Source organism: Thermodesulfobium acidiphilum (assembly GCF_003057965.1).
Taxonomy (GTDB): domain Bacteria; phylum Thermodesulfobiota; class Thermodesulfobiia; order Thermodesulfobiales; family Thermodesulfobiaceae; genus Thermodesulfobium; species Thermodesulfobium acidiphilum.
This window is the reverse complement of sequence record NZ_CP020921.1, coordinates 1,627,982-1,651,026: the sequence shown is the minus strand read 5'-3', so window position 1 is coordinate 1,651,026 and position 23,045 is coordinate 1,627,982. Positions and strand designations below refer to the sequence as shown.

The 23,045-nt window shown below is 36.6% G+C and carries 24 protein-coding genes; 20 read left to right on the top strand and 4 right to left on the bottom strand.

Annotation, left to right across the window (positions count from 1 at the left end):
• The first annotated feature begins 205 nt into the window (after nucleotides 1-205).
• Nucleotides 206-898, top strand: a complete 693-nt coding sequence (locus tag TDSAC_RS08320; RefSeq protein WP_108309985.1) for a response regulator transcription factor — start codon at nucleotides 206-208, stop codon at nucleotides 896-898.
• A complete protein-coding gene (locus TDSAC_RS08315) occupies nucleotides 885-2,261 on the top strand; it encodes a HAMP domain-containing sensor histidine kinase (protein WP_108309983.1) in 1,377 nt (458 codons plus the stop codon). The genes TDSAC_RS08320 and TDSAC_RS08315 overlap by 14 nt, the downstream gene beginning before the upstream one ends.
• Here the strand turns inward: TDSAC_RS08315 and TDSAC_RS08310 are convergent.
• The 4 genes from TDSAC_RS08310 to TDSAC_RS08295 all read right to left on the bottom strand — a co-directional run bounded on the left by TDSAC_RS08310 (nucleotide 2,222) and on the right by TDSAC_RS08295 (nucleotide 7,429).
• Complete coding sequence (locus TDSAC_RS08310) at nucleotides 2,222-2,464, bottom strand: MoaD/ThiS family protein (protein ID WP_108309981.1); 243 nt, start codon at nucleotides 2,462-2,464, stop codon at nucleotides 2,222-2,224. The two genes, TDSAC_RS08315 and TDSAC_RS08310, sit on opposite strands and share 40 nt — an antisense overlap.
• Entirely contained in the window at nucleotides 2,464-4,197 is a 1,734-nt protein-coding gene (locus tag TDSAC_RS08305; protein WP_108309979.1) for an aldehyde ferredoxin oxidoreductase family protein, read from the bottom strand. The genes TDSAC_RS08310 and TDSAC_RS08305 overlap by 1 nt, the downstream gene beginning before the upstream one ends.
• A 118-nt stretch (nucleotides 4,198-4,315) precedes the next feature.
• A complete protein-coding gene (locus TDSAC_RS08300; protein WP_108309977.1) occupies nucleotides 4,316-5,476 on the bottom strand; it encodes an EAL and HDOD domain-containing protein in 1,161 nt (386 codons plus the stop codon).
• 36 nt (nucleotides 5,477-5,512) lie between these two features.
• Nucleotides 5,513-7,429, bottom strand: coding sequence for a PAS domain-containing protein (locus TDSAC_RS08295; RefSeq protein WP_199919786.1), 1,917 nt, complete (start codon nucleotides 7,427-7,429; stop codon nucleotides 5,513-5,515).
• A gap of 283 nt (nucleotides 7,430-7,712) precedes the next feature.
• Between TDSAC_RS08295 and TDSAC_RS08290 the strand changes: the two genes are divergently transcribed.
• The 18 genes from TDSAC_RS08290 (at nucleotide 7,713) to flhA (ending at nucleotide 23,042) form a co-directional block, all read left to right on the top strand.
• Entirely contained in the window at nucleotides 7,713-8,468 is a 756-nt protein-coding gene (locus TDSAC_RS08290) for a flagellar hook-basal body protein (RefSeq protein WP_108309973.1), read from the top strand.
• 54 nt (nucleotides 8,469-8,522) lie between these two features.
• Nucleotides 8,523-9,311, top strand: coding sequence for a flagellar basal-body rod protein FlgG (gene flgG / locus TDSAC_RS08285; protein WP_108309971.1), 789 nt, complete (start codon nucleotides 8,523-8,525; stop codon nucleotides 9,309-9,311).
• A gap of 11 nt (nucleotides 9,312-9,322) precedes the next feature.
• Nucleotides 9,323-10,000 (top strand): flagellar basal body P-ring formation chaperone FlgA, encoded by a 678-nt coding sequence (gene flgA / locus TDSAC_RS08280; RefSeq protein ID WP_108309969.1) that lies wholly within the window; start codon nucleotides 9,323-9,325, stop codon nucleotides 9,998-10,000.
• 1 nt (nucleotide 10,001) lies between these two features.
• Nucleotides 10,002-10,601 carry a flagellar basal body L-ring protein FlgH gene (locus TDSAC_RS08275; protein ID WP_108309966.1) on the top strand — a complete coding sequence of 200 codons (600 nt, stop codon included), beginning with the start codon at nucleotides 10,002-10,004 and terminating at the stop codon, nucleotides 10,599-10,601.
• A gap of 9 nt (nucleotides 10,602-10,610) precedes the next feature.
• Nucleotides 10,611-11,714 carry a flagellar basal body P-ring protein FlgI gene (locus TDSAC_RS08270; protein ID WP_108309964.1) on the top strand — a complete coding sequence of 368 codons (1,104 nt, stop codon included), beginning with the start codon at nucleotides 10,611-10,613 and terminating at the stop codon, nucleotides 11,712-11,714.
• Nucleotides 11,715-11,754: 40 nt separating this feature from the next.
• Nucleotides 11,755-12,156: a hypothetical protein gene (locus tag TDSAC_RS08265; protein ID WP_108309961.1), complete on the top strand. Its 402-nt coding sequence runs from the start codon at nucleotides 11,755-11,757 to the stop codon at nucleotides 12,154-12,156.
• Between the two features lie 22 nt (nucleotides 12,157-12,178).
• Nucleotides 12,179-12,445, top strand: coding sequence for a hypothetical protein (locus TDSAC_RS08260; protein WP_108309959.1), 267 nt, complete (start codon nucleotides 12,179-12,181; stop codon nucleotides 12,443-12,445).
• A gap of 50 nt (nucleotides 12,446-12,495) precedes the next feature.
• Nucleotides 12,496-12,762, top strand: a complete 267-nt coding sequence (locus TDSAC_RS08255; protein WP_108309957.1) for a hypothetical protein — start codon at nucleotides 12,496-12,498, stop codon at nucleotides 12,760-12,762.
• Nucleotides 12,759-13,085, top strand: coding sequence for a hypothetical protein (locus TDSAC_RS08250; RefSeq protein WP_108309954.1), 327 nt, complete (start codon nucleotides 12,759-12,761; stop codon nucleotides 13,083-13,085). Before TDSAC_RS08255 ends, TDSAC_RS08250 begins: the two co-directional genes overlap by 4 nt.
• A complete protein-coding gene (flgK, locus tag TDSAC_RS08245; protein ID WP_108309952.1) occupies nucleotides 13,085-15,895 on the top strand; it encodes a flagellar hook-associated protein FlgK in 2,811 nt (936 codons plus the stop codon). Before TDSAC_RS08250 ends, flgK begins: the two co-directional genes overlap by 1 nt.
• A gap of 15 nt (nucleotides 15,896-15,910) precedes the next feature.
• Nucleotides 15,911-16,786 carry a flagellar hook-associated protein FlgL gene (gene flgL, locus TDSAC_RS08240; RefSeq protein WP_108309948.1) on the top strand — a complete coding sequence of 292 codons (876 nt, stop codon included), beginning with the start codon at nucleotides 15,911-15,913 and terminating at the stop codon, nucleotides 16,784-16,786.
• A 34-nt stretch (nucleotides 16,787-16,820) separates the two neighbouring features.
• Nucleotides 16,821-17,243, top strand: a complete 423-nt coding sequence (fliW, locus tag TDSAC_RS08235; RefSeq protein WP_108309946.1) for a flagellar assembly protein FliW — start codon at nucleotides 16,821-16,823, stop codon at nucleotides 17,241-17,243.
• Nucleotides 17,244-17,318: 75 nt separating this feature from the next.
• Nucleotides 17,319-17,723, top strand: a complete 405-nt coding sequence (gene flgC, locus TDSAC_RS08230) for a flagellar basal body rod protein FlgC (RefSeq protein WP_234405743.1) — start codon at nucleotides 17,319-17,321, stop codon at nucleotides 17,721-17,723.
• Complete coding sequence (fliE, locus tag TDSAC_RS08225) at nucleotides 17,720-18,004, top strand: flagellar hook-basal body complex protein FliE (protein ID WP_108309944.1); 285 nt, start codon at nucleotides 17,720-17,722, stop codon at nucleotides 18,002-18,004. Before flgC ends, fliE begins: the two co-directional genes overlap by 4 nt.
• A 2-nt stretch (nucleotides 18,005-18,006) precedes the next feature.
• Complete coding sequence (gene fliF / locus TDSAC_RS08220) at nucleotides 18,007-19,554, top strand: flagellar basal-body MS-ring/collar protein FliF (protein ID WP_108309941.1); 1,548 nt, start codon at nucleotides 18,007-18,009, stop codon at nucleotides 19,552-19,554.
• Complete coding sequence (fliG, locus tag TDSAC_RS08215) at nucleotides 19,555-20,562, top strand: flagellar motor switch protein FliG (protein WP_108309939.1); 1,008 nt, start codon at nucleotides 19,555-19,557, stop codon at nucleotides 20,560-20,562. It abuts the gene before it with no gap.
• Nucleotides 20,562-21,014 carry a flagellar export protein FliJ gene (locus TDSAC_RS08210; RefSeq protein WP_108309937.1) on the top strand — a complete coding sequence of 151 codons (453 nt, stop codon included), beginning with the start codon at nucleotides 20,562-20,564 and terminating at the stop codon, nucleotides 21,012-21,014. The genes fliG and TDSAC_RS08210 overlap by 1 nt, the downstream gene beginning before the upstream one ends.
• Nucleotides 21,015-23,042 carry a flagellar biosynthesis protein FlhA gene (flhA, locus tag TDSAC_RS08205; protein WP_108309935.1) on the top strand — a complete coding sequence of 676 codons (2,028 nt, stop codon included), beginning with the start codon at nucleotides 21,015-21,017 and terminating at the stop codon, nucleotides 23,040-23,042.
• Nucleotides 23,043-23,045: the final 3 nt, after the last annotated feature.

The following is a 23,045-nucleotide window of genomic DNA, read 5'->3' as shown; positions in this document are numbered from 1 at the left end:
TATAAGGATATACTTTTGAACTTTTAAAAGTTTTATAATAAAATTAGAGTTTTTTAATATTTGTTTAATGCTAATATAAGAAGAGAGTGTTTTAATGTTTTTCTAAAATAAAAAAGTAGGTTTTAAGTTTTAGTCTTAAGTTTAATTTGTTTTTAATCTATGCTGTATTAAAATTATTAAAAATATTTTAAATTGGTGGTGTTTTATGGAAAAAGAGTATAGAATCCTTGTGGTTGAAGATGAATATAATCTTGCAAGATACCTACAATTAGAACTTGAGCATGAAGGCTATCTGGTAGACACTGCTGATAATGGTTATGAAGCAATAGGTTTGTTTTCTGAAAAGGATTTTGACTTAGTTTTGCTGGATTTAATGATTCCGGGTATAGACGGGTTTGAGGTTTGTAAGAGGATGAAGTCGCAAAAAGACGTTGCAATAATAATTCTGACCGCAAGAGACGCTGTAAAGGATAAAGTTAAAGGGCTTGATCTGGGAGCAGATGACTACGTAACCAAGCCATTTGTGATTGAAGAATTGATTGCCAGAATAAGGGCGAGGCTCAGGAAGGGTACAAAGGATTTAGAGCAAATAGTAGTTGGTGATCTGGTAATATCGCCACAGACTAGAGAGGTAAAAAGGGCAGACAAATCAGTAAGTCTTTCAAAAAAGGAATTTGATTTGCTGAAGTATCTTGCTGAAAATGTAGGAAAAGTCTTAAATAGGGATACTATTTTAAATCACGTATGGGGTTATGATTATTATGGTAGTGAAAATGTAGTTGATGTGTATATAAGGTATCTTAGGGCAAAGATAGACGATCCGTTTGAAAACAAGATTTTACATACCGTAAGAGGGGTTGGTTACGCTCTAAAAGTAGAGTCGAATGAAAAAGCTTAAAAACTATATTGAAAGTTCAATAGGTATAAGGCTTACACTATATTATTGTGCTATACTTCTTACTACATTAGTTTTATGTGGTTTTGTAGTGATATTTGGCATGAACTTTGCTCTTACAAAAGAAGCAAATTCAAAGATAAAGGTAGCGATTTCAAATATTCAAAACTCGCTTCAGAATGAAAAAAATCCCGATCTAACTGACCCTGAATTAGTAGATCAGGCGGGAAGCCTGGAACTCTGGATACAGATATATAAAGATAATAAGCTTGTCAGTAAATCTCCAAATTTAGGCAATATTAAGCTACCTTTTTACGATGGCCCTGTAAAGTCCATCCTAATTAATGGCCAAGAGGTCTTAATTTCGGGAAAGGATATTGGGAATGGAATATTTGTGGAAGTAGCACACCCATTAAAAAGGGAAAAACACTTTCTTGCTGTTTTATCAGGTTTGTTGATATTTCTCATGATGGGTGCTACTTTGTTTGCAATGACAAGCGGTTATATAAGTGTAACGAATACTCTTAAACCTCTTGCCATACTTACCAGAAAGGTGAAAGAGATTAACACTGGTAAATTGGATGAGAGAATTCTTTTATCGGGTCCAAAGGACGAGTTATACTTGCTTGCACAAGCTTTTAACGAAATGCTTGAAAGGCTGGAAAAAGGTTTTAAAAGTCAGCAGGAGTTTGTTGCTGCAGCGTCACATGATCTAAGAACTCCTCTTTCTATAATAAAAAGTTACAACGATCTTCTTAAGAGGTGGGGCAAAGATGATAAAAAAATACTTGAAGAGTCTATTCAGACTATTTCTATAGCAACACAAAGAATGGAGAGACTGGTAAATGATTTGTTATTTCTGGCGAGGGTAGAGTCAAAGCCAAGAATAAACTTTGTAAAGGTTAACATAAGAGAGCTTATTGAAGAAATTGCAAAAGAGGCACAGGCCTTATCGCAAACTATAAATGTTACCTTTTCAACATGCGATCTTTATGTCAATGCCGATGAAGATTATCTCAGGAGAGCTATTTGGGCGTTGGTTGATAACGCTATAAAATACAATAAGGAAAATGGAGAAGTAGGGATACTTTCAAGAAAAGAAGGGAATTTTGCAGTAATAGACATAATTGATACTGGAATAGGGATAAAGGAAGAAGCTCTTCCCAGATTATTTGAAAAGTTTTATAGAGTAGATTCTTCCAGACAAAGCTCTGGGTTTGGCTTGGGACTTTCTCTATCTAAAGAAATAATTCAACTTCACGGAGGAGATATAAAAGTAAAAAGCAAATACAAAGAAGGTAGTACCTTTTCAGTATATTTGCCTCTTTATCCGCCTGCTATTAGGGGAAAAAACGCTATCCTTTGACCATCTTTGACTATATATTCTCTATCTTTTAGAGATCTGTCTACAAATATATTTGCAACTTCGTCATCAGGAAGGTCCAAAAGTTTTATTATATCTCCTATCTTAGATCCTTCTGGAATATCTAAGTCAAATTCACTCGCGCCCTCTGGAGCATGGGCGCGAGCTTTAAGGCCTGCATAAAGGGCAACTGTGATTTTCGGCATTACTTCCAGATAGAATCTAATTCAGAATCAGCCATATCCCAAATCATGTTGTGTGGGGGTACTGGCTCAAGTCTCATAAATTCAGGTGGTCTATCGTCGTTTTGAGTAAATCCTGCGGATAAGTTGAACTGGTGTTCGGTTTTTAAGATGTTTAAACCTATTTCATATGCGTCACCAGTGGTCCAGTTGGCTCCGGTGACTGCATTACAGGCTTCTACCATTCCTTCAAAACCGCTAGGGATATCAAGTATGGCAAAGGCTGTAAACACGCAACATCCAGTGGAATCGATAAAGCATGTGGTTGCCTGGAAGTCTTTTGAAAGCTTTACCTTACCTTCATTTGTGTGCGGGTCAAACTTACCGCCAACTCCAAGTATTTCTGGAGCAATTGAATATCCCGCTGTGTGGTCTGCGCCCATTGGGGTAGTAATATAAGTTACACCTATACCCTTAATAACTCTTGGTTCATAAGCTGGCATGCCCTGATTCTTTACTGCAGGTACTCTTCTTACTCCGAAGACTCTCCCTACCGTGCCGCAGCCAGAACCTATGATCTTACCAAGTGGACTTCCTTTTCTTACTTCTTCAAGTAGAGCTATTGCACCCTTTGCATCTCCAAAGGGAAGCAAACCCCCTTCCATTGCTACCGCTACTGCATCCCCGAATTCTATTGTGTCAAGCCCAATGTCGTTACATAAGGTGTTCATCTGAGCTATGGCATCAAGGTCATCTATTCCGCAGTTTGCACCTATTGCCCATAGAGTTTCATATTCAACTGAAGTATGAGACTTACCTTGTGCGTCTGGATATACTACGCTACAACCTATTACACAACCTGGATGACACCTGTGACCCATCATGCCAGCTTGAGGATTTTTGGCCGCTGCTTCTGCCATAGCTTCACCGGATATCTTTTTTGCACCTTCAAATGTACCACTGGAAAAATTCCTGGTGGGGAGCGCTCCTGCTTCATTTAATATATTTACTAATACTGCAGTACCATAGGTATTTAATGCGCCTTTTGGTTTGGTTACTGCATGTTCTTGAAGAGCAGCTAGAAGTTTTTTTCTGCCGATTTCAAAAAGTTCATTATTTAAAATTGCTGCTTGTCCCGTTACAGCTTCTACTACAATTGCTTTTAATCCCTTTGATGCAAATGCAGCTCCTACACCACCTCTGCCTGCGTATCTGGCTGGTCTGTTTTCAACGTCATTAAAGGCTACGCCAGTCCCAGCCAAAAGGTGTTCTGCTGCCGGGCCTACACATGCTATACCGACATCTTTGCCATATTTTGCTGCTAATTTTTCATTAAGTTCGTAAAGTCTCATAAATTTGTACTCGTCTGCACCGACTAACTCTATCTTTTCCTTGCTGATATTTAACAAATATCTGGACTGTTTGTTCTTAGGTTGTCCTTCGATGATGATAGCACTATAGCCCATTCTTTTGAGATATTGACCGAATTTTGCTCCTGCGTTTGCTTCTTTTATACCACCTGTCAAAGGTGATTTGGTACCTACAGAAATTCTTCCTGAGGACGGAGCTGTGGTGCCACTCAAGATACCGGGTGCAATTACCACTTTGTTCAATGGGCCTAGTGGGTGACAAGTAGCTGGAACCTCATCCGCTATTATAGAGGATGTTAGCCATCTACCTCCCATCTGTTCATACTTCTTTGGTACATCTTCGACCTTTACAGAAAGGTCTGACATGTTAACGCGAATCCATTTCATCAAAATCCCCCCTTAGGGATAAATTTTTTTTGAATTGCTAGATATATTTAAATATACATTATAACATTTTTAAAAGCAAATAAGTTAAATTATTTAAAAAAATTTTTATTAATTTGTTTTATAGTTTCTCTATGTATAGCAAAGATTCATGTGCCCACTTTATGCTTTCGTAAATTATTATTTCAATTTTGTTAGGATTTATTCCTAATTTTTCTGAAATTCTTTTCATCTCTACCCAATTAGCGTTCTCTATTGATAATCTCAAATTAAACAAATCTGTAAATATCCCGTTTCCAAGAAGTGAAGCTTTAACGTCTTCTGTGACAGGCACTTCTTTAATAAACTCTTCCATAGATATATCCGTCATTGCAGGTGCAAGAGAAAAAAGTCCAACCAAAAAAGCTTCTTGAGATCTTTCGTAAAGCCCTACATAATTGGATATCAATTCCATAAATTTTGCCCTTTCTGATGCCCTATAAACTATTTCTTCAGGTTTACCTTCATTTAGTTTTCCAAGGATCACAAGTGTAAGCCATCTAACAAATTCCTGTTGTCCCAGTATTACGAGAGCTTGCCTTATAGATGTTACCGTAGTTTTAAAACTAAAAAAGGCAGAATTTATAAATTTTAATAGTTTTATTGTTAGATGTGGATCTTTCTTTATTTTTTCTTCGATCTTTGAGAAATCAAAATCCTTTTGCCTTACATCTTGAAGTATGCTTAAAATAATTGCTTTTTGAGGAGATAATTTTTTTCTTACTATTATTTCAGGTTGAATAAAGAAATCACCTTCAAATAGTTCGTATCCGGAGGTTACAGCTTTATTAAATATAGACTTTTCTTTTACCTCGACAAGGAGTTTTCCTCCTTTAAAGAGATTGGGTATTCCGGTCCAGTCGTCTTGAAAGCTTGAAACAGAAATCTTTACGTAATCAAAGTGCTTAACGTCTTCAAGATCTGAAAAGCCTGAAACGTTTGCACAAAGCATTATTCCCTGATTTTTCAGCTTTTTAAAAATTTCTTTATTTGATATTTGAGATGGATTAACTATAAAAATTGCCTTTTTCGGCGGGATCATGTCTCTTAGGTTATCGTATTCGAATATTTCAGATGGAACGCTTAAAAATAAATATTTCTCCTTACTTAATACATTTAAGCCAATTGTGTTAAGACATTCTTCGAGACATGACATGAATGATCCTTCATAATAGCCTTTTATCTCGTATCCAAAAAGTTCAAGATTTTTTTTAAATATCGGAATCCTGGTTATAAATGACATTTTGCCCCCTAAGGTTTTTATTAATTTTGATTATTATTATAATACAACAATGGGAATTTTAAGATGAAAGGTATTCTGGTTTTGTTTATTTTTATATAACAAAATGCCGTTAAGATATGTCGTTGTCAAAGAAGATATGGCTTGTAAACTATTTGTAATAACCTTACTGATATTGTCTTGAGATTCTGGATCTCCCTTTTCAAAAGAAACTGCGTTGTCAAAGAATTCTATATTGACAAAATTATCACCTCTTGTTAATAGAACCTTTATTTTGAAATTTTTGTCTTTCTCTTTCTTTGACTGTTTTAGTATATTTTTGGTAATTATAGAATATATTGAGAATATAACATCCCTTAAGATCTCCCTGTTTTTTGGGTATGTTTTGACTTCATCGTTTATGGAGAAATCAAACTTTATATTATTATTTTCCCAAATTGGTTTATACAAATTACTGCAACTATTCAGAATACTTAAAACATCATTACCATTTTGAGACTCTAACGATTTTAAACCCTTGAATTCAGATATGTTTAAATTTATTAGTTCAAAATAAGTTCTGCATTCCTTAAAGGCTTTTGATAGTTCATTTTCCAAAAAACCTCTTTCCTTTAATGTGTTCTGAATTTTGTTTATTGTTTGATAAATATTTTTTAAATTTGATTCTACATTTTCACATATAAAATCTGTAGAAAACTTTAATGCCTCGTAACCAGTGCGAATTAGCTTGGTTCTTTCTAAATTTAATTTTTTCTCGCACTCAAGATTTATTATAGACTGCAAGCTTTCTTTAAACTTTATGTTTTCCCTTTCTTTTTCAAGAAACTTCCTCATAAAAATGTTTTTTTCAGTTTGATCTTCTAAAATACACAAAATAAAATTTTTTTTACCATATCTATGAAAAGAGCAGTTCATTGATATGTCTTTTATTCTAGAATTTTTACATCTTAAGTGGGTGTTATAAATACATGAACCTTTAGAACATATTTCCTTTGAAATAATAGCTAATTTCTGGTTTTCTACAGGAAATAGTTCAAAAAGACTTTTATCCTTTAAATCCAGTTCACTAAGGCCAGTTAGTTTTAGAAAGGAGTTATTAAAGTCAAGTATTTTTAAATTGTCTGGGTCAAAAGTAAAAATTACGGAAGTATTTTTTTTAATAAGGTCTGTATATAAGTTTTTATACTCGTCTTCAAAGTAAGATTCATCTTCTAATTGTAGAGTTACTCCGGATAAATAATTTAATCCATTCTTCTTTGTGGACTTTGTTTTAGCTAGACTAACTAATTCTTTCTTTCCATGAGGTGTTTCAACAGTGTATCTAGTTTCTTTTATTCCATCGCTTTTAAAAGAATTTATGAAAGTAATCAGGATTTTGTAGAGATCACTATTCATAACTTTTTCAAGAGCTTCAAGGGTGTCAAGCTTAACGCTTTTATCGATTGAATGCAATTTTTTCCACTTACCTGAGGCGTGAAATCTCTTTGATTTATAATTATAGCTGAAAAATGCACAAGGAGTTTTTGAAGATATTAGTTCCATGCTTTGTTTGTGATTTACAATCTGTTCTTTTTTCGAAAGAAGTTCGCTTATATCTGAAATTACTGCAAAAATCCCAAAAACCGAAGAATCTCCCAACTTAAGATAATTCCATCTTACCCAAAGATTTATTATTTCTCCATTTGATCTCAATCCTCTCATAGGGATTGAATGGGGTCTTTTGCCCTTTTTAACAATCTCTTCAAAAAGGTTTTTTGCATGAAATCTGTCCTCTTCTGGAAGCAGCTCATACCAATATTTGCCAATAAGATCGAAAGGCTCATAGCCAAAAACGTTTTTGTGTGATTCGTTGCAGAAGAAAAGTTTTCCTTCTAAATCAATTACTTCTACACAATTTGGAGAAAGGTTCAAAAGGTGAAGATACCATTCGCCGTCTTGTTCGATAAGCTTTAGCATATTGCTCTTCATAACATTAGAATCAAATTGTTCCAGTTCTTTACTTACTCCTTAAAGTTTAATCAAGATGCAATCGGTATTATACCACATATTTTTGCTGATTATGTTAATTATGAAAAGGATATATAGAAAAGGAGGGTAGAAATTTTTAAGACTATAGTTAAGTATTTGTTAAACTATGATGTAAGAAACTGGTGATAAATTAAAATAATTAGTAAATTTTGTCGATCAACTTATATAGTATGTAAGTAAAGTAACTTTACGTTAGAAAAGAGGTGAGGTTTTGGTTAGAGGAATAGAGGCTGCAGCAAAAGGAATGGTGGCACTTTCTGAGAAACTTGATAGCGTGGTAAACGATCTTGCAAATATTTCTACTCCAGCGTTTAAGCGTTTAATCCAGAATATTTCACAGAGCGAGAATTATCCTATAAATAGAGTTTTTTTACAAACTGATGACAACAGAGCGCCCTTTATTGGATATCTTGGCAACGGTTCTGAACTTTCTACACAGGCTCTAGATCTGTCTGCTGGTGGGCTTGAGCACACTTCTGCCAAACTTGACGTAGCTATTTCGCTTAACAATAATGCATTTTTCCAGATTCAAACCCCTAATGGTATTAGATATACAAGAGCTGGAAATTTTACTCTAAATAACAATGATGAATTGGTTACACAAGATGGATATCCTGTTCTTTCTAGTGCCAATGCACCTATTACTATTGATGGGCAAAATGTCGTCATATCCTCTGATGGATCTATCCAGGTCGACGGTCAGCAAACTGACACGCTTGGGATAGTATCTCTTGACAATCCATCTTTAATAGTTCCTCAAGGATCTAACCTTTATAGCTATAGCGGGCAGGTTGTAAATGCTACTGGTTTTAAAATATTACAGGGATATCTTGAAAATTCTAATGTAAATACTGTTAAAGAGATGGCTGATATGATAGCCTTAGAAAGAGCTTATGAGAGCGGGCAAAAGGCAATTGTTATTGAAGACAATGAAACTGGTCAAATGTTAAGCCAATTTAGAATTTAGAACATATTTTGGGCTGGACCGCTTGTCGGGGGCCCTTAAAAACGGGAGGTTTGAATGAGAGCTCTTTGGACTGCGGCGTCTGGTATGTTAAGCCAGACAACTAATGTTGACGTTATTACGAATAATCTTGCTAACGTTAATACTACGGGGTTTAAAACGGCAAGAGCTGAATTTGAAGATCTAATGTACCAAGAAATCAGGCCTGCTGGAGCGACCAGTGCATCAGGTAACATGCTCCCTACAGGTTTGGAAATAGGTTTGGGTTCAAGACCTGTATCTACTGTTAGAATTTTTACAGAAGGGCCACTTCAGCAGACCGGGAATCAATTAGATCTTGCAATTCAAGGAGATGGCTTCTTTCAGGTAACGCTACCTGATGGTTCTACTGCTTATACTAGAGCAGGCAATTTTTCACTGGATTCTGCAGGAGAGATAGTAACTCCAGAAGGTTACTTGCTCCAACCTTCTATTGTGGTTCCAACGAATGCTGTCTCAATAAGCGTTGGCAAAGATGGTTCTGTATCTGCTAAGATGCAGGATGGAACGGTGCAAGACCTTGGGACAATTCAGCTAGCAAGATTTATTAATCCATCTGGACTTACTTCCCTTGGATCCAATCTTTACCAGAGTACTCCCGCTTCAGGAGATGCTATACTCGGCACGCCTGGCACACAGGGTATTGGTTGGGTGGAACAAGGGATGCTGGAAATGAGTAATGTTCAGGTTGTAGAAGAGATGGTAAATCTTATAACTGCTGAGAGAGCGTATGAATCTTGTGCAAAAGGGATGACAGTTTGCGATCAGATGCTTAGCGATGCAAACAACGTCAAGCAACTCCCATAAACTAAACAATTATGCTTAAATTTTTAATAAGATACTTAATAGTTTCTTTAATCTTCTTATCGTTGAATATTGATTATACAGCTTTAGCAAATAACCCTGATTCTTTAGTTCTTTCTGCTATAAAGGATTCTCTTACCTTTCAGCCCTCAAAGATTGCCATTGAACCAATTTATGCTTTACCGGACCTGGATTATACAAAAGCAATGAATATGGGTGCAATTCGTTCTGGGGTTAACAGATTTGTAATATTTTATAATCAGGACGGCGTTCAAAGATTTATTGAGGCAGATTATCTAGTTAGAATATGGTTAAACGTTTACGTTGCTAAGGTTCCACTAAAAGCTGGCAGTGTAATAAACGTGAACGATAACGTTGTAATGGATGAAAGAGAGCTTTCAACTTTGCCAAAAGATTTTGCAATAGAAAATAACATAAATGGTTCTATTATTAACGCAAACCTTACGGCGGGTCAGGTAATAAGATTGAGTTTGATTTCGAAGCGAATTGATGTAAGATTAGGTCAAAGAGTAATGGTAATAGGAAAGGTTGGGAACGCAACTTTTTCATTACCTGCTGTGGCGCTTAACTCAGGTTCAATTGGTGACGACATAAAGGTGAGGTGTATTACGAATAATAAAGTTTTCACAGGTAAAATAATATCCTCGAGTGAGGTTCAAACGGGTGGTTAAAATGGGAAAAATTTTACTGGCTTTATTTTTGTTTGTTTGTATGAGCAGCGTATCCAACGCATCTGACGTGTTTAAACCGGATCCATCGTATGTAAATCTTTATTCCGATGTAAAGGCGCATTCGGTAGGAGATACGGTAATGGTTCTTTTGTCAGAAAATCTTAATTCTTCAACTTCAATTTCTACAAAAAAACAGGGAAGTTATTCGAATTCAAATAGTCCTACCAAACTTCCCTTTGTAAAAAATCCTTTAAAGACAGACATGTCTGCTTCTGGAAGCGGTCAGTATTCCGATCAGGGCTCTAATGGAAGAACAGCTACTATTACTGGAGATATTGAGGCAAGAATTGTTGAAGTATTGCCAAGCGGCCTTTTGAGAATTGAGGGACAAAAGAATATCCAGGTTAATAAGGAGAAACAAAGTATAATTATAAGCGGCCTTATAAGGCCTGAAGATATTAGTAATAACAATACAATCTATTCATATCAGATATCGGATGCACAGATTACAATTAAAGGTACGTCTCCAACGGGCGCAAAGGGGATTTTAGGGGCTATTGGAAATTTTTTTGGAAACATAATAGGAATAGTCTTTCCATAGGGTGATCTTATGAGAAATTTTTTGATATCAATAATGATAATATGCTTATCTCTTATAATTTCTAATGTGCCCTCTTTAGGTGCAGAAACTAGAATAAAGGATATTTGTTATACAGATGGCACAAATTCTTTTCAGCTTGTAGGATATGGTTTGGTTGTTGGGCTAAACGGAACGGGAGATTCTGATAAAATTCAATCTACGATCAACTCTTATGCAAATATGCTAAAAAGATTTGGGGTTAATTTTAATTATTCTCAATTAAAAGCTAAGAATGTGGCTGCTGTAATGGTTACCGCCAGCGTTTCAACCCAGAGCATTGCAGGTGAAAGAACCGATGCACTGGTATCGAGTATGGGAGATGCAACCTCTATAGCAGGCGGAACGCTCTTGATGACTCCTATGTTCGGACCTGATGGAATCCAATATGGTTTTGCACAGGGACCAATATCGGAGGGAGGCGCATATTCTATTGGGGGGGGAGGAACCAGAACGGTAAAGAACTTTCCAACAGTAGCCAATTTAAATAATGGCCTGGTTTTGATTAAGAGTATTCCTGCAATATTTCAGCCAAATAATGAAGTTAGATTTTTCCTTAGAAAGGCGGACTATACTACCGCCGAAAGGATTGCAAAGGCTATAAACTCATCATATGGAGATATTGCAAGGGCTATTGATGCGAAAACTGTGGAAGTATCTATTCCTAGTGAGTTTACAAATAACAGCGTAGCTTTTATATCGAGCATAGAGCAACTTCCTATAAACCCTGACAATAAGGCAACAGTAGTGGTTAACGAAAGAACTGGAACAGTAGTTATTGGTGCTAACGTTACTCTGAAGAGCGCAGTTATTGCTCACGGGAACCTGACAGTTCAGATAAAGACTACCCCAACTGTTTCTCAACCAAATCCGCTTTCTGGCGGCGTTACAACAACTGTTCCAAATACACAGGTTACAGCTACAGAATCCGCTGGTTCTTTAGTAATCGTAAATGGTACAGTTGACGATTTGGTAAAGGCTCTAAATAGTATAGGAGCGACGCCAAGAGATATAATAGCAATACTTCAAGCTCTTAAAGAAGCAGGATCTTTGGAAGCAGATCTGATTGTAATGTAGTAAAAAATTGAGATAAAATTTTTTAGGTAGGTGATATGTTGTGAATAATATAGATAATTTTAATATAAATAATAATAATATAAATAATTCATCAAAAATAGTCTTAAAGTCTCTCGATCCAAAGAATAGTGTTAACGCAAAAAATTTTAAAAACTCTCTAAAATTGCAAAAAGTAGCAGAAGGATTTGAATCTCTTTTTATATATCAGCTTCTTAAGGAGATGAAAAGAACTATTCCAGGAGAGGATGAGTGGAAACCGGATAAGAGTATAGAATATGACATGTTGTTTCAGAGTATTGCTGACAGCGTAAGTAAAGGTGGCGGAATAGGAATAGCTAATTATATTAAAGATAAACTTGTTGGAGGTGATGAGAGTGCCGTTGATAAACTGCGCGCGATGCAATCGACTGTTCAACTCCCTGGGCTACGATCTTTGCCCTGAGCACGTAAAAGAAGAAGATGAAATGTTAAAAAAGGTTAACGAATACCTCAGAAAACATCCCAATTCCAGTCCGAATGAGGTGTCAGAAGGAGCCCAGGTAGATGAGTTCTGGATCCTTCGATTTATAAAACAAGGAAGAATAAAGACTGTTTCTCCTTCGGGTGAGGTGGATAGGGAAACTTTATTGAGACACAAGCTTGGCAAAGACCTGGAAAGGGTGGCTCAAGAACTGAAGAAAGAAACTGAGAGAAAAAAAGGATTTCATATTGAAGAGGGATTCAAAAAATAAAGTCCTCCTGTCGATAAATGTTTATAACAGAATTGAGGAGGTAATGTGAAATGAAAATATATGGAGTCTTTCCATCTGGTTCATCTACTCCAATTACAAAATCTGGAAAATCAGAGAAGACCCAATCGTTTAACGATAATTTAACTCAAAGCGTAAGCGTGGTAGATTTGCAGAAAAAGGCGCTCGACGTTCTGCCCCTTACCAAAAGCAGTTATGAGCTGGAATCTATAGCTTCAAGGCTCAAATCAATGGGAGTAAAATCCAGTGTTGAGTTATCTAAAGCTATAAACTCTTATTTGGGTAATTTGAAACAATGAAGTTTTTAGATGATGCTGTTGATATTTTAGAACAGGAGAAGGATATCTTGATTGCTGATGACGTGAAGGGGCTTGTTGAAATTACTCAGAAAAAGGAAAGAGTTTTTAAACTATTAGAAAATGCATTAAAAAATAGAAGCTTTTTACCATCTGAAAAAAAGGAAGTTCTCTCTCGTTTAGAGGAAATTCGAAAATTAAATGAGAGAAATATGCATCTTTTGAGTGTTGCAAAGGCTTTAAACGAATATACTTTAAAAATTTGTGGCATTCCAATGTTAGAAGGAAAACCTGTTCAAAATTTTTCATTTGAGGCAAAGATATAATGAGTACGATTTCTTCTTTTTTAGGGCTTAAGATTGCTGAGAGTGCGCTTAGTGCCAATCAGCTTGCAATGGACGTCACGGGGCATAACGTAGCGAACGCAAATACTGCTAATTACTCGCGCCAGTCACCGGTTTTTGTACAGAATACTCCCTTAAGTTATCCTACGTCGGGAGAAGTTGGTACTGGAGTTAACATATCTACTATAAAAAGATACAGGGATAGCTTTATTGATGCACAGCTTAGGAATGCGAGTAGTCTGCAATCGTATTATGACACCTCTTCTACCTTGCTTCAACAAGTTCAAACTGCTCTTGCAGAGCCAAGTAACAGCGGCCTTCAAACTAGTTTGCAAAACTTTTTTAGTGCCTTTCAGTCTCTTGCAAATAATCCGTCTGATTTGTCTACCAGACAGTTAGTTATATCTGATTCACAGAACCTTATCTTTTCTTATCAAAGTCTTTACCGTGGTCTCATAGATTTGAGAAATCAGCTCAACAGCAGCCTTTCTACTCTTGCTACAAACGTTAACACGATTGCTCAAAATATTTATACCTTGAACAAGCAAATTGCAGTTGTTAGCGCAAGTGGTCAGCAGCCAAACGACTTGATGGATCAAAGAGACAATTTGATTGATCAACTTGCTAAACTGGTCAACGTTAATTATGCTACCGATCAATCTGGAAATTTACTGGTTTCTATTGGAGGACATTCTCTGGTTTCGACTGCAGGTTATGATTCCCTTACTGTTATTCCTGATGCCTCAAACCCATCAGACCCAAACGATTCCACATCACAGCCATTATATAAGCTAGTGTGGTCGAGTGATGGAATGAACGCTAACGTTTCTGGTGGCCAGATAGGAGCCACCTTAGATATGAGGGATATTAACCTTGTAAGCTATCTTAACCAGCTTAATTCTCAGGCGACATCACTTATGTCGGCTGTAAATTATTTGAATTCTCAAGGATATCCACTTAATTCTTCATATCTTGTTAGCGATATAAGTCCAACGCTAAACTTCTTTACAGGAAATAGCATTACAACTATGGGTATAGATTCAAGAATTATAAATAACCCAGCTTTAATTGGTGCCTCTTCTACTGGAGGAAGCGGAGACGGTCAGATAGCTCAAGCTATTGCAAATTTACAAAACGAGCCTATTTATGGTTCCTCTGCTAATCGAACAAGTGTTGAAGGTTCTGTTTTGCCAGTTCAATATCTTAGCTCTACAGGATATAACCTCTCAAGCGCAAATATGGATATCGGTTCAAGCGGAATTTATAATCTTGATTTTTCTAAAGCCACTACAGCTCAGAGGACTCTTACTATCCAATTAGGGGGACTTGCTTCTCAGAGCATCATAATAGATCAAAATAATTTTGGCAGTCTTACAAACCTAATCAACGATATAAATTCTAAAATAATGGCTAATAATGCTCTGACATCGACCCCTCATGCAATAGAAGATTCGCCTTCAACTTTGAACCTTGCTTTGGGGACTGCGACTACAGCCCAAAGGACACTAACTATAAATGGTGTTAATATAACTGCTGATGCTGCCAATTATAATTCAATAAACGATTTAATTAATGATATAAATACTAAGATAGCTGCATCTTCTCTTTCTGGGCATGTTCAGGCTTATAACGAGAGTGGTCTTTTGGGTTTTAAAGTTATAGATTCTACTACATCATCGCTATCTGTTTCGGGCGATACGAGTGCTATGTTAGGCTTTAGCTCTACTGGAGTACAAAATGTAACTTCTACCCCCCTTATACAGGCATATCAGGATGGAAATCTTTTAGCGTTTAAACTGGTGGACAATTATCAAGGTTCAACCCCTATACAGGATGCTAATTTTAAGGGTTCATCTTTTATCGCTTCAGGACTTCAAGCGCTAGCTTTTCCTACTACTATAGGGAGTCCTCTAACTTTTCCTCTCAACGTAGCTACAACAAGCAACGCAACGCTTAATTTTACGCTTAACAATGCTTCAAGTCCTACTACTATAAGTATACCCACAGGAACCTATACGAGCGTAAATAGTCTGGTAAGTGCGTGGAATAGTGTTCTTAGTTCATCTTCACTAAATGGACAAGTTTATGCAGAAAATATTAATGGGATGCTTGCTTTTTATACTCCAAATCTTGGCATCTCATCTCTAAAGGTAACTGGTGATGGTACTCAAGGCTTTGACTCTACCGGAGTTACTAACTTTGCTCAAGCTGATAGTAATTTATATAATTTTGCGATGTACGGAAATACTGCAAATGGTGTGGATCCAAGATCAAGAACTTTGACAGTGATGTTGACGAATACTTTGACGGGACAGGTAACTACAAGTAACATTTATCTGCCTTCCGGCAACTATCCTAATACTGCTGCTATTGCGAACGAATTAAATTCTATTTACGGTTCGAGCGGCATGCCCTTATATGGAGTTACGGTTGGAACAGATGGTGAATCCTTAACTTTTACCACATCTAACCCCAATCAATCGATAAGGGTTCTTGGTGAGTATTCTTCTGTATTAGGTTTCAAAAATTATGACGGATCTTTTACAGTAGCTAACGCATATATTAGCTTGACAAGCAATATTGGTACTCAGGGACAGCAGGCAACTACAAATTATACAAACCAAAGCAACGTAGTTACCCTTTTGCAAAATCAACAACAAAGCATACAAGGTGTGAGTATGAACGAAGAGATGACCAACCTTATCCAATACCAAACGGCTTATTCAGCTAGTGCGAGGGTTATAAATGCAATTAATTCTATGTTAGATAAACTTATAAACGCAACAGGTTAGATTGGAGGGTGAAAGATGTCTAGAGTAACTATGAATATAATGATCAATCAGTTTAATTCTGATTTAAACAATCAGTTGACTTCTATTGCAAAGGATTCTTATGAACTTTCTTCTGGAAATGCAATTCAGCTTCCTCAAGACAATCCCGTTTCCAATAATTATATTATGAGCTTTAAGGAAAAGATTAATGGAATAAATAACTACCAAAACAACATTACTGCAGGTCAGTCTATTTTGAATTCAACTGATTCTGCCCTTACTTCAATTTCTACAATTCTTAATAATGCTAATACTATTGCTCTTCAGGGTGCAAATGTAACGAACCAGGATTCTTTAGCTTCTCTGGAGAAAAGCGTGGAAGCGCTAAAGCAGTCACTTCTTTCTGTAGCTAACACATCTATAGGCAATACATATATATTTGCTGGTTCTAAGAGTTCCAGCGCTCCCTTTTCTCTCGATTCAAATGGCAACGTCGTTTATTCTGGAGATTCAGCTTCTATAAATTATTCCGTTGAACCTGGTGTAACTACAAGAGTGAATATAGATGGAACTCAGTTATTGCCTATTTTTAAAGCTCTCGATAACCTTCAACTGGCGCTTGAATCAGGAAATCAGGTAACCATATCAAATACCGTTTCTGATATACAAAATGCTATTAAGACAGTAAATGATCTCCAATCAATTGTAGGTTCTAGACAAAATATGATGCAATATTTGTCCAATTACTATTCTAATGCTCTTACAAATTATAGCTCTATTCTTTCCAACTACCAGAATGTAGATTTTCCAACTGTGGTTACAGATTATGCTACTCGGCAGACTGCATATCAAGCAGCATTAAAGGTTGGAGCCCAGATATTGCCACAATCGCTTGTAAATTATTTGCAATAATTTTATAAAAATTTACCATTTAAAAGGGGACTTAATGCAAAAAGAAAACGAGATTTATAACGAAACAGGAGTTATAAAATTCCCACGGGGGGTGTATGGTTTTGAAGGGGAAAAAAGTTTTAAAATTTCGATTCCAGACGAATCCACACCGTTAGCTTACTTGCAGGAGATCTCCTCTAATTTGAGATTTATAGTTGTCGATGCCTTTAGCGTATTTAAAGATTATGATGTTGTAATAGAGAAGTATGATGCTGATGCAATAAATCTTGAAAAAGAAGAAGATGCTATAGTTCTTTGCATAGTAAATATGAAAAATCCTGTGGAAGATTCTACTGTCAATCTATTAGCTCCGCTTGTAATTAATAAGAAAAATAAAGTTGGAATTCAGATTATAATGGACAAATCTTCCTATTCTGTTGAAGAGCCACTATTTTTAGAGACAAAATGCAACAAATAATTTTAGCCGATTAAATTAACTTTTTTTGTGTATAATATTTACAAGAGTTTTATCCTGTCAAAAGGAGTGATTTTTGTGTTTTTAAGAACTTTAGAGATTGCAGGATCAGGCTTGACAGCTCAAAGGTTAAAGATGGACGTGGCTGCAAACAACCTGGCAAATGCATATAGTAACGTTAAGGACAAAAGTGGTCAAATATTTAAAAGACATATTGTAGAATTAGAGGAATCTAAGGGTAAAGATGGCAGTTTTCTTGGAGTAAAGGTAGCGGGTATTGTAAGCGACAATTCACCGCCTAGAATGGTATATGATCCTGGAAATCCTGAGGCAAACGCTGATGGTTATGTCGAATATCCAAATGTTAATCCTATTCGTGAAATGGTATCTTTGATTAACGCTTCCCGATCTTATGAGGCAGATCTTAACGTGATTAGCGCTACGAAATCTATGATAGGTCGAACTCTGGATCAGCTGAGATGAAACCTATAGAACCTATTAACCCAAATATAATGCCAATTAATTTAAGTTGGAAGTCTGAACCTACTTCAAACTTCAAAGATGCTTTGATGGATTTTTTGGGAAACGTGAATTCATCTCTTAAAGAAGGCGATCGCGCTGCAGAGCAGCTTGCAGCAGGTCAGATCGATCTTCCCACGGCTCTTATAAAACAAGAGGACGCAGTTCTTTCCATGCAGCTTTTGATGAGTGTGAGAAGCGAGCTTATAGGAGCATATCAGGATCTGTCTAGAATAATCACATAAATATGGATAGAATTCGCGCGCTTTTTTTTAGCTTGCGTGATAGATTTTTGGCGTTGTCACCGGGGAAGCGTTTTTTACTCTTATCGGGAGCTTCTTTTGTTTTTATTTTACTTATATTTGCCTCTTTATTCTTTTTTAAACCTCAGATGGTGCCGCTTTTTACTAATCTTTCCTCAAGCGATGCGGCAGCTATTGTGACAAAGCTTAAGGAGCAGAAAATTCCATACGAATTAAAAGATTCTGGAACAACTATTTTAGTACCAAAGGATAAAGTTTATGATCTAAGACTCTCTTTGGCTGCGCAGGGTCTCCCAGAAGGTTCGGGAGTTGGCTTTGAGATATTTGATAGAAACAACCTTTTTACTACGGATTTTACTCAAAAGGTTGATTACGTTAGGGCACTTCAAGGCGAGCTTGCAAGGACTATTTCTCAAATAAACGGGGTAGAAGGGGCAAGAGTTCATATTGTACTTCCTAAAACAGGAGTTTTTGTTTCTCAAGATATACCGGCTTCTGCTTCAGTTATGCTAAACTTAAAGCCAGGTCAGAGCATTTCTGAAAAAGAGACTGAAGCTATAGCTTTTTTAGTCTCAAGAGCCGTTGAAGGATTAAAGCCAGAAAATGTGACTATTATGGATACAAGAGGAGAACTTCTTTCGGCAAATCTTAACTTCAGTAAATCCGTACTTTCTCAAAGAGAACTTGACGTAAAAAGAAAATATGAAAGCGAAATCCAGCGAAAGATACAGACAATGTTGGACACAATGCTTGGCCCTGGAAAATCTGTAGTTAGGGTTTCTGCTGAACTAAACCTGGCTTCTTCAGAAGTTAAAAAAGTAACGTATTCACCTGTAGTGGGACAAAGCGGTATTGTTATATCCAGCAAAGTCACTACTGATACTTCGAAAAGCCAGAACACTACACCTCAAACACCATCTACAACTGCTCCTCAAGGCATACCTTCTTATCAAACTCCAGCTCCAACCTCTTCATCTTCGAGCAGGAAGACGGAAGAGATTACAAATTATGACGTAAACAAGCAAGAAGAGATGATAAAGAATCCTTCAGGGGATATAAAGCGATTAACTGTTTCAGTAATTGTTGACGGAACACCGCAAACTGTAAACCTTCAGGCACTAACTGCTGCTGTATCTAATGCCGCAGGTATATTGCCTCAAAGAGGCGATAGCGTAGACGTACAGGCTATGCCTTTCGATAGGACATATCAACAAAAAGAGCTTCAGGCAATGCAGCAGGCGCAGTTGATTGATACGATAAAAAGCATTGTCATGTGGGTTGCGATAATTATTGCTGCTATAATAGCTATCATATTCATAAGAAGAACTATAGCTTCTTTAAGAAAGGCTCAAGAACAAAGAGGCGCACAAATTCTTGATGCGACGGTTGGTGCTGAAGGAATAATTCATGAAAAACCTCTTACTCCTGAAGAGTTAGCAAGAAAAAAGGCAAGAGATGAGGTTGAAAGACTTGCGAAAGAGAAACCATCAGAGGTAGCCAACCTCATAAAAACGTGGTTGAGAGAGGAATAAATGAAAGGACAACGTTTTACAAATAGGCAAAAGGCTGCTGCGCTTCTTTTACAACTGGGTCCAAACGAGGCGGCCAACGTTCTGAAACACCTTTCTGATGAAGATGTTGAACTCTTAACTCTTGAGATTGCTGGTTTGGGAAAAATAGATACTGGTGAAGTGGATGAAGTTTTAGAAGAAGCTTTTCAGACTATGTATGCCAGAGAGATTGCTGCTAGAGGAGGAGTAAGTTATGCTAAAGAACTTCTTGAAAAGGCATTTGGCCCAGAAAAGGCCCAAGAAATTTTGACCAGACTTTCTTCTTCACTTCAGGTAAGACCTTTTGAGATTGCTAGAAAAGCTGATGCAAGACAACTCTTGAACTTTCTTCAAAATGAACATCCGCAAACTATTGCACTTGTTCTTGCTCACTTAAAGCCAGAGCAAGCGGGAACGATCTTAAGCGAATTACCACCTGCTATTCAATCCGACGTATCTTATAGATTAGCAACAATGGATAGAACTTCTCCTGATATCATACGTGAAGTGGAGAGCGTGCTTGAAAGGAAGCTCTCTACCATTGTTAGTCAGGATTTTACAGAAGTTGGAGGAGTTCAAACTTTGGCTCAGATTTTGTCAAGATCAGGTAGGGCTGTTGAGAAATCAGTTCTGGAGGCATTAGATGAAAAGGATCCAGAGTTAGCTGAAAACGTAAGAAAATTGATGTTTACTTTTGATGATATTGTAAATCTTGATGACCGTTCGATACAGGTTGTTTTAAGAGAAGTTGATTCTAAGGATCTTAGTGTTGCCTTGAAAGGTAGCTCTGAAGAAGTAAAAGAGAGGATTTTGAAAAATCTCTCACAAAGAGCTGCGCAGATGTTAAAAGAGGAATTGGAATATATGGGGCCTGTTAGACTAAAACAAGTAGAAGAGGCACAAAGCAAAGTTGTAGCAATAATTAGAAGGCTTGAAGAAGCGGGCACAATAGTCATCTCGCGTGGCGGAGAAGACGAGATTGTCTACTAATGAAGAAATTTGCTTTTAGATTTGAAAGGATAAAAAAATTCAGAGAAATAGAAAGAGATCTTTCACTTAATGCTTTTTCAAAGTCATTAAAAAAATTTATGGACAAAGAAAATGAATATAAGTTAATCTTTAAGAAGGTTCTGAATGCGAGAAATGAATTAAATCTTGCTTTGGAAAGCGGTTCAACCGTGGACAATATAAATGCTTTGTTGAACAATCTATATATATTAGAAGAACTTCTAAGGGTTAAGAGAGATGAATTGTATTTTGCTTACTTGAAAGCAAAGGAGGATAAATCTGATTTTTTGCTTAAAGACATGAAAAAAAAGGTTATGGAGAAAATTAAAGAGCAACACCTTCGGCTATATCTAAAACAACTCTTTAAAGAAGATCAATCACATATTGATGAAATTTCAAGTAATATTCGTGAGTTAAAGCGGAAATTAATATAAATGAGCGTAATCTTTTCGCGAACTGAAACTGTTCTAGCAGGATTAATTATGTTGATTTTGGGAATTATGATGATTCCATTACCTCCCACTTTAATGGATATTTTGCTTTCCCTTAATATCTCACTTTCGATCGTTACTCTTATGGTAACGCTAAGCGTTAAAACCCCTCTTGATTTTTCTGTTTTTCCAACGCTTATTTTGATAATGACAATATTCAGGATTTCTTTAGAGATAGCGGCTACCAGACTGATATTATTACATGCTTTTGCAGGTGAAGTAATAAATTCTTTCGGGACATTTGTAGTTGGGGGAAATTATGTTGTTGGTCTTATTATATTTTTAATTCTTATAGTTATTCAATATCTGGTTATTACAAGCGGTGCTACTCGTACAGCAGAAGTAGCAGCAAGGTTTACGTTGGATTCTATGCCAGGAAAACAGATGGGCATCGACGCAGATCTGAATGCTGGTCTGATAAACGAAGAACAAGCAAGAGAAAGAAGAAAAAACATTCAGAGAGAGGCGGATTTCTATGGTAGTATGGACGGTGCATCAAAATTTGTAAGAGGGGATGCTATATCTGCAATTGTAATTATGTTTATCAATATTATAGGTGGTTTTATTATAGGTATAGTGCAACATAATATGAGTATTAGTAAGGCATTGAGCACATATACACTTTTGACTGTAGGGGAAGGTCTTGTTTCTCAAATTCCAGCGCTTCTCTTATCTACGTCTACGGGAATAATCATAACGAGGGCATCAAGCAAAGATGGTTTAGGAACTGATACGTTTACTCAGATGGTGGCACAGCCTTCAGCTATACTCTTTGCTGCTTTGATAATGTTAATAATGGGAATGATTCCAGGTTTGCCAAAATTGCCTTTTTTCATACTTGCACTTTTCTTTGGCTTTATAGGATATTATTTTATTCAAAGGGCTAGAAAAGAAGAGATTGTTGAAGAGGAAACTCAGGTAGAAGCACCTGTTAGTCTCCCTCCTGTAGAAATTGACCCCTCAATTTTAAGAGTTGAGGCGCTGGAACTTGAAATGGGCTACGCACTGGTTCAGCTGGCTGACATAAGTAGAGGAGAAGGTATACTCCACAGATTGGCTCTTACTAGAAGAAGGCTTTCAGAAGAGATGGGATTCATTATTCCCCCAATTAGAGTAAGGGATAATCTGCAACTTAATTCTACAAGGTATCAGATTAAGATAAGGGGCAATATTGTAGCTTTTGGAGATGCTTATCCGAATAAGTTGCTTGCTATGCCCCCAGCTGGTCAGGAAATTACTATAAGTGGAATTAAGGTTAAAGAGCCAGTTTTTGGACTTAACGCAGTTTGGATAGACTTAGAACAAAAAGAGGTTGCTGAATTATCAGGATACACTGTGGTAGATCCGTCGTCGGTAATTGTAACTCATATGACGGAAGTTATAAAAGCTAATGCTGTCTTAATTTTGGGAAGACAGGAAACCTCTGTACTTATTGAAAATTTAAAGTCTACTCACCCAGTACTTGTTGAAGAGGTAATTCCGGAACTATTGTCAATTGGAGACGTTCAGAAGGTTTTGCACGCCCTGTTGAGTGAAGGAATATCTATCAGAGATATGGTTACAATTTTTGAGGCTCTTGCTGATAATGCTAGACAGTTAAGGGATGTAACTTCACTTACTGAAGCTGTTAGGAAGAGATTGGGTAAGGCAATTACTCAGATGTATGAAGATTCTCCCGGAGAAATAAGCGCAATTGTTATAGATGCCAATCTTGAAGGTGAAATTTATTCTAATTTAGCTGAAAATAAAGTTCTTGATAGTCAATTGGCGCAAACTGTTGTAAACAATATCACTTCATCAGCGCAAGAAGCTTTGTCTCAGGGTAAAAGGTTTGTAATTTTGACAACATCAAGAATAAGACCTCACATTAGAGCACTTACGCTTAGGGCGCTGCCAAGGATACCAATAATGTCTTTTGAGGAACTTGATCCAGGTGTAAAACTTAAAGTTATTGGGACGATCAGGAAATAGTGC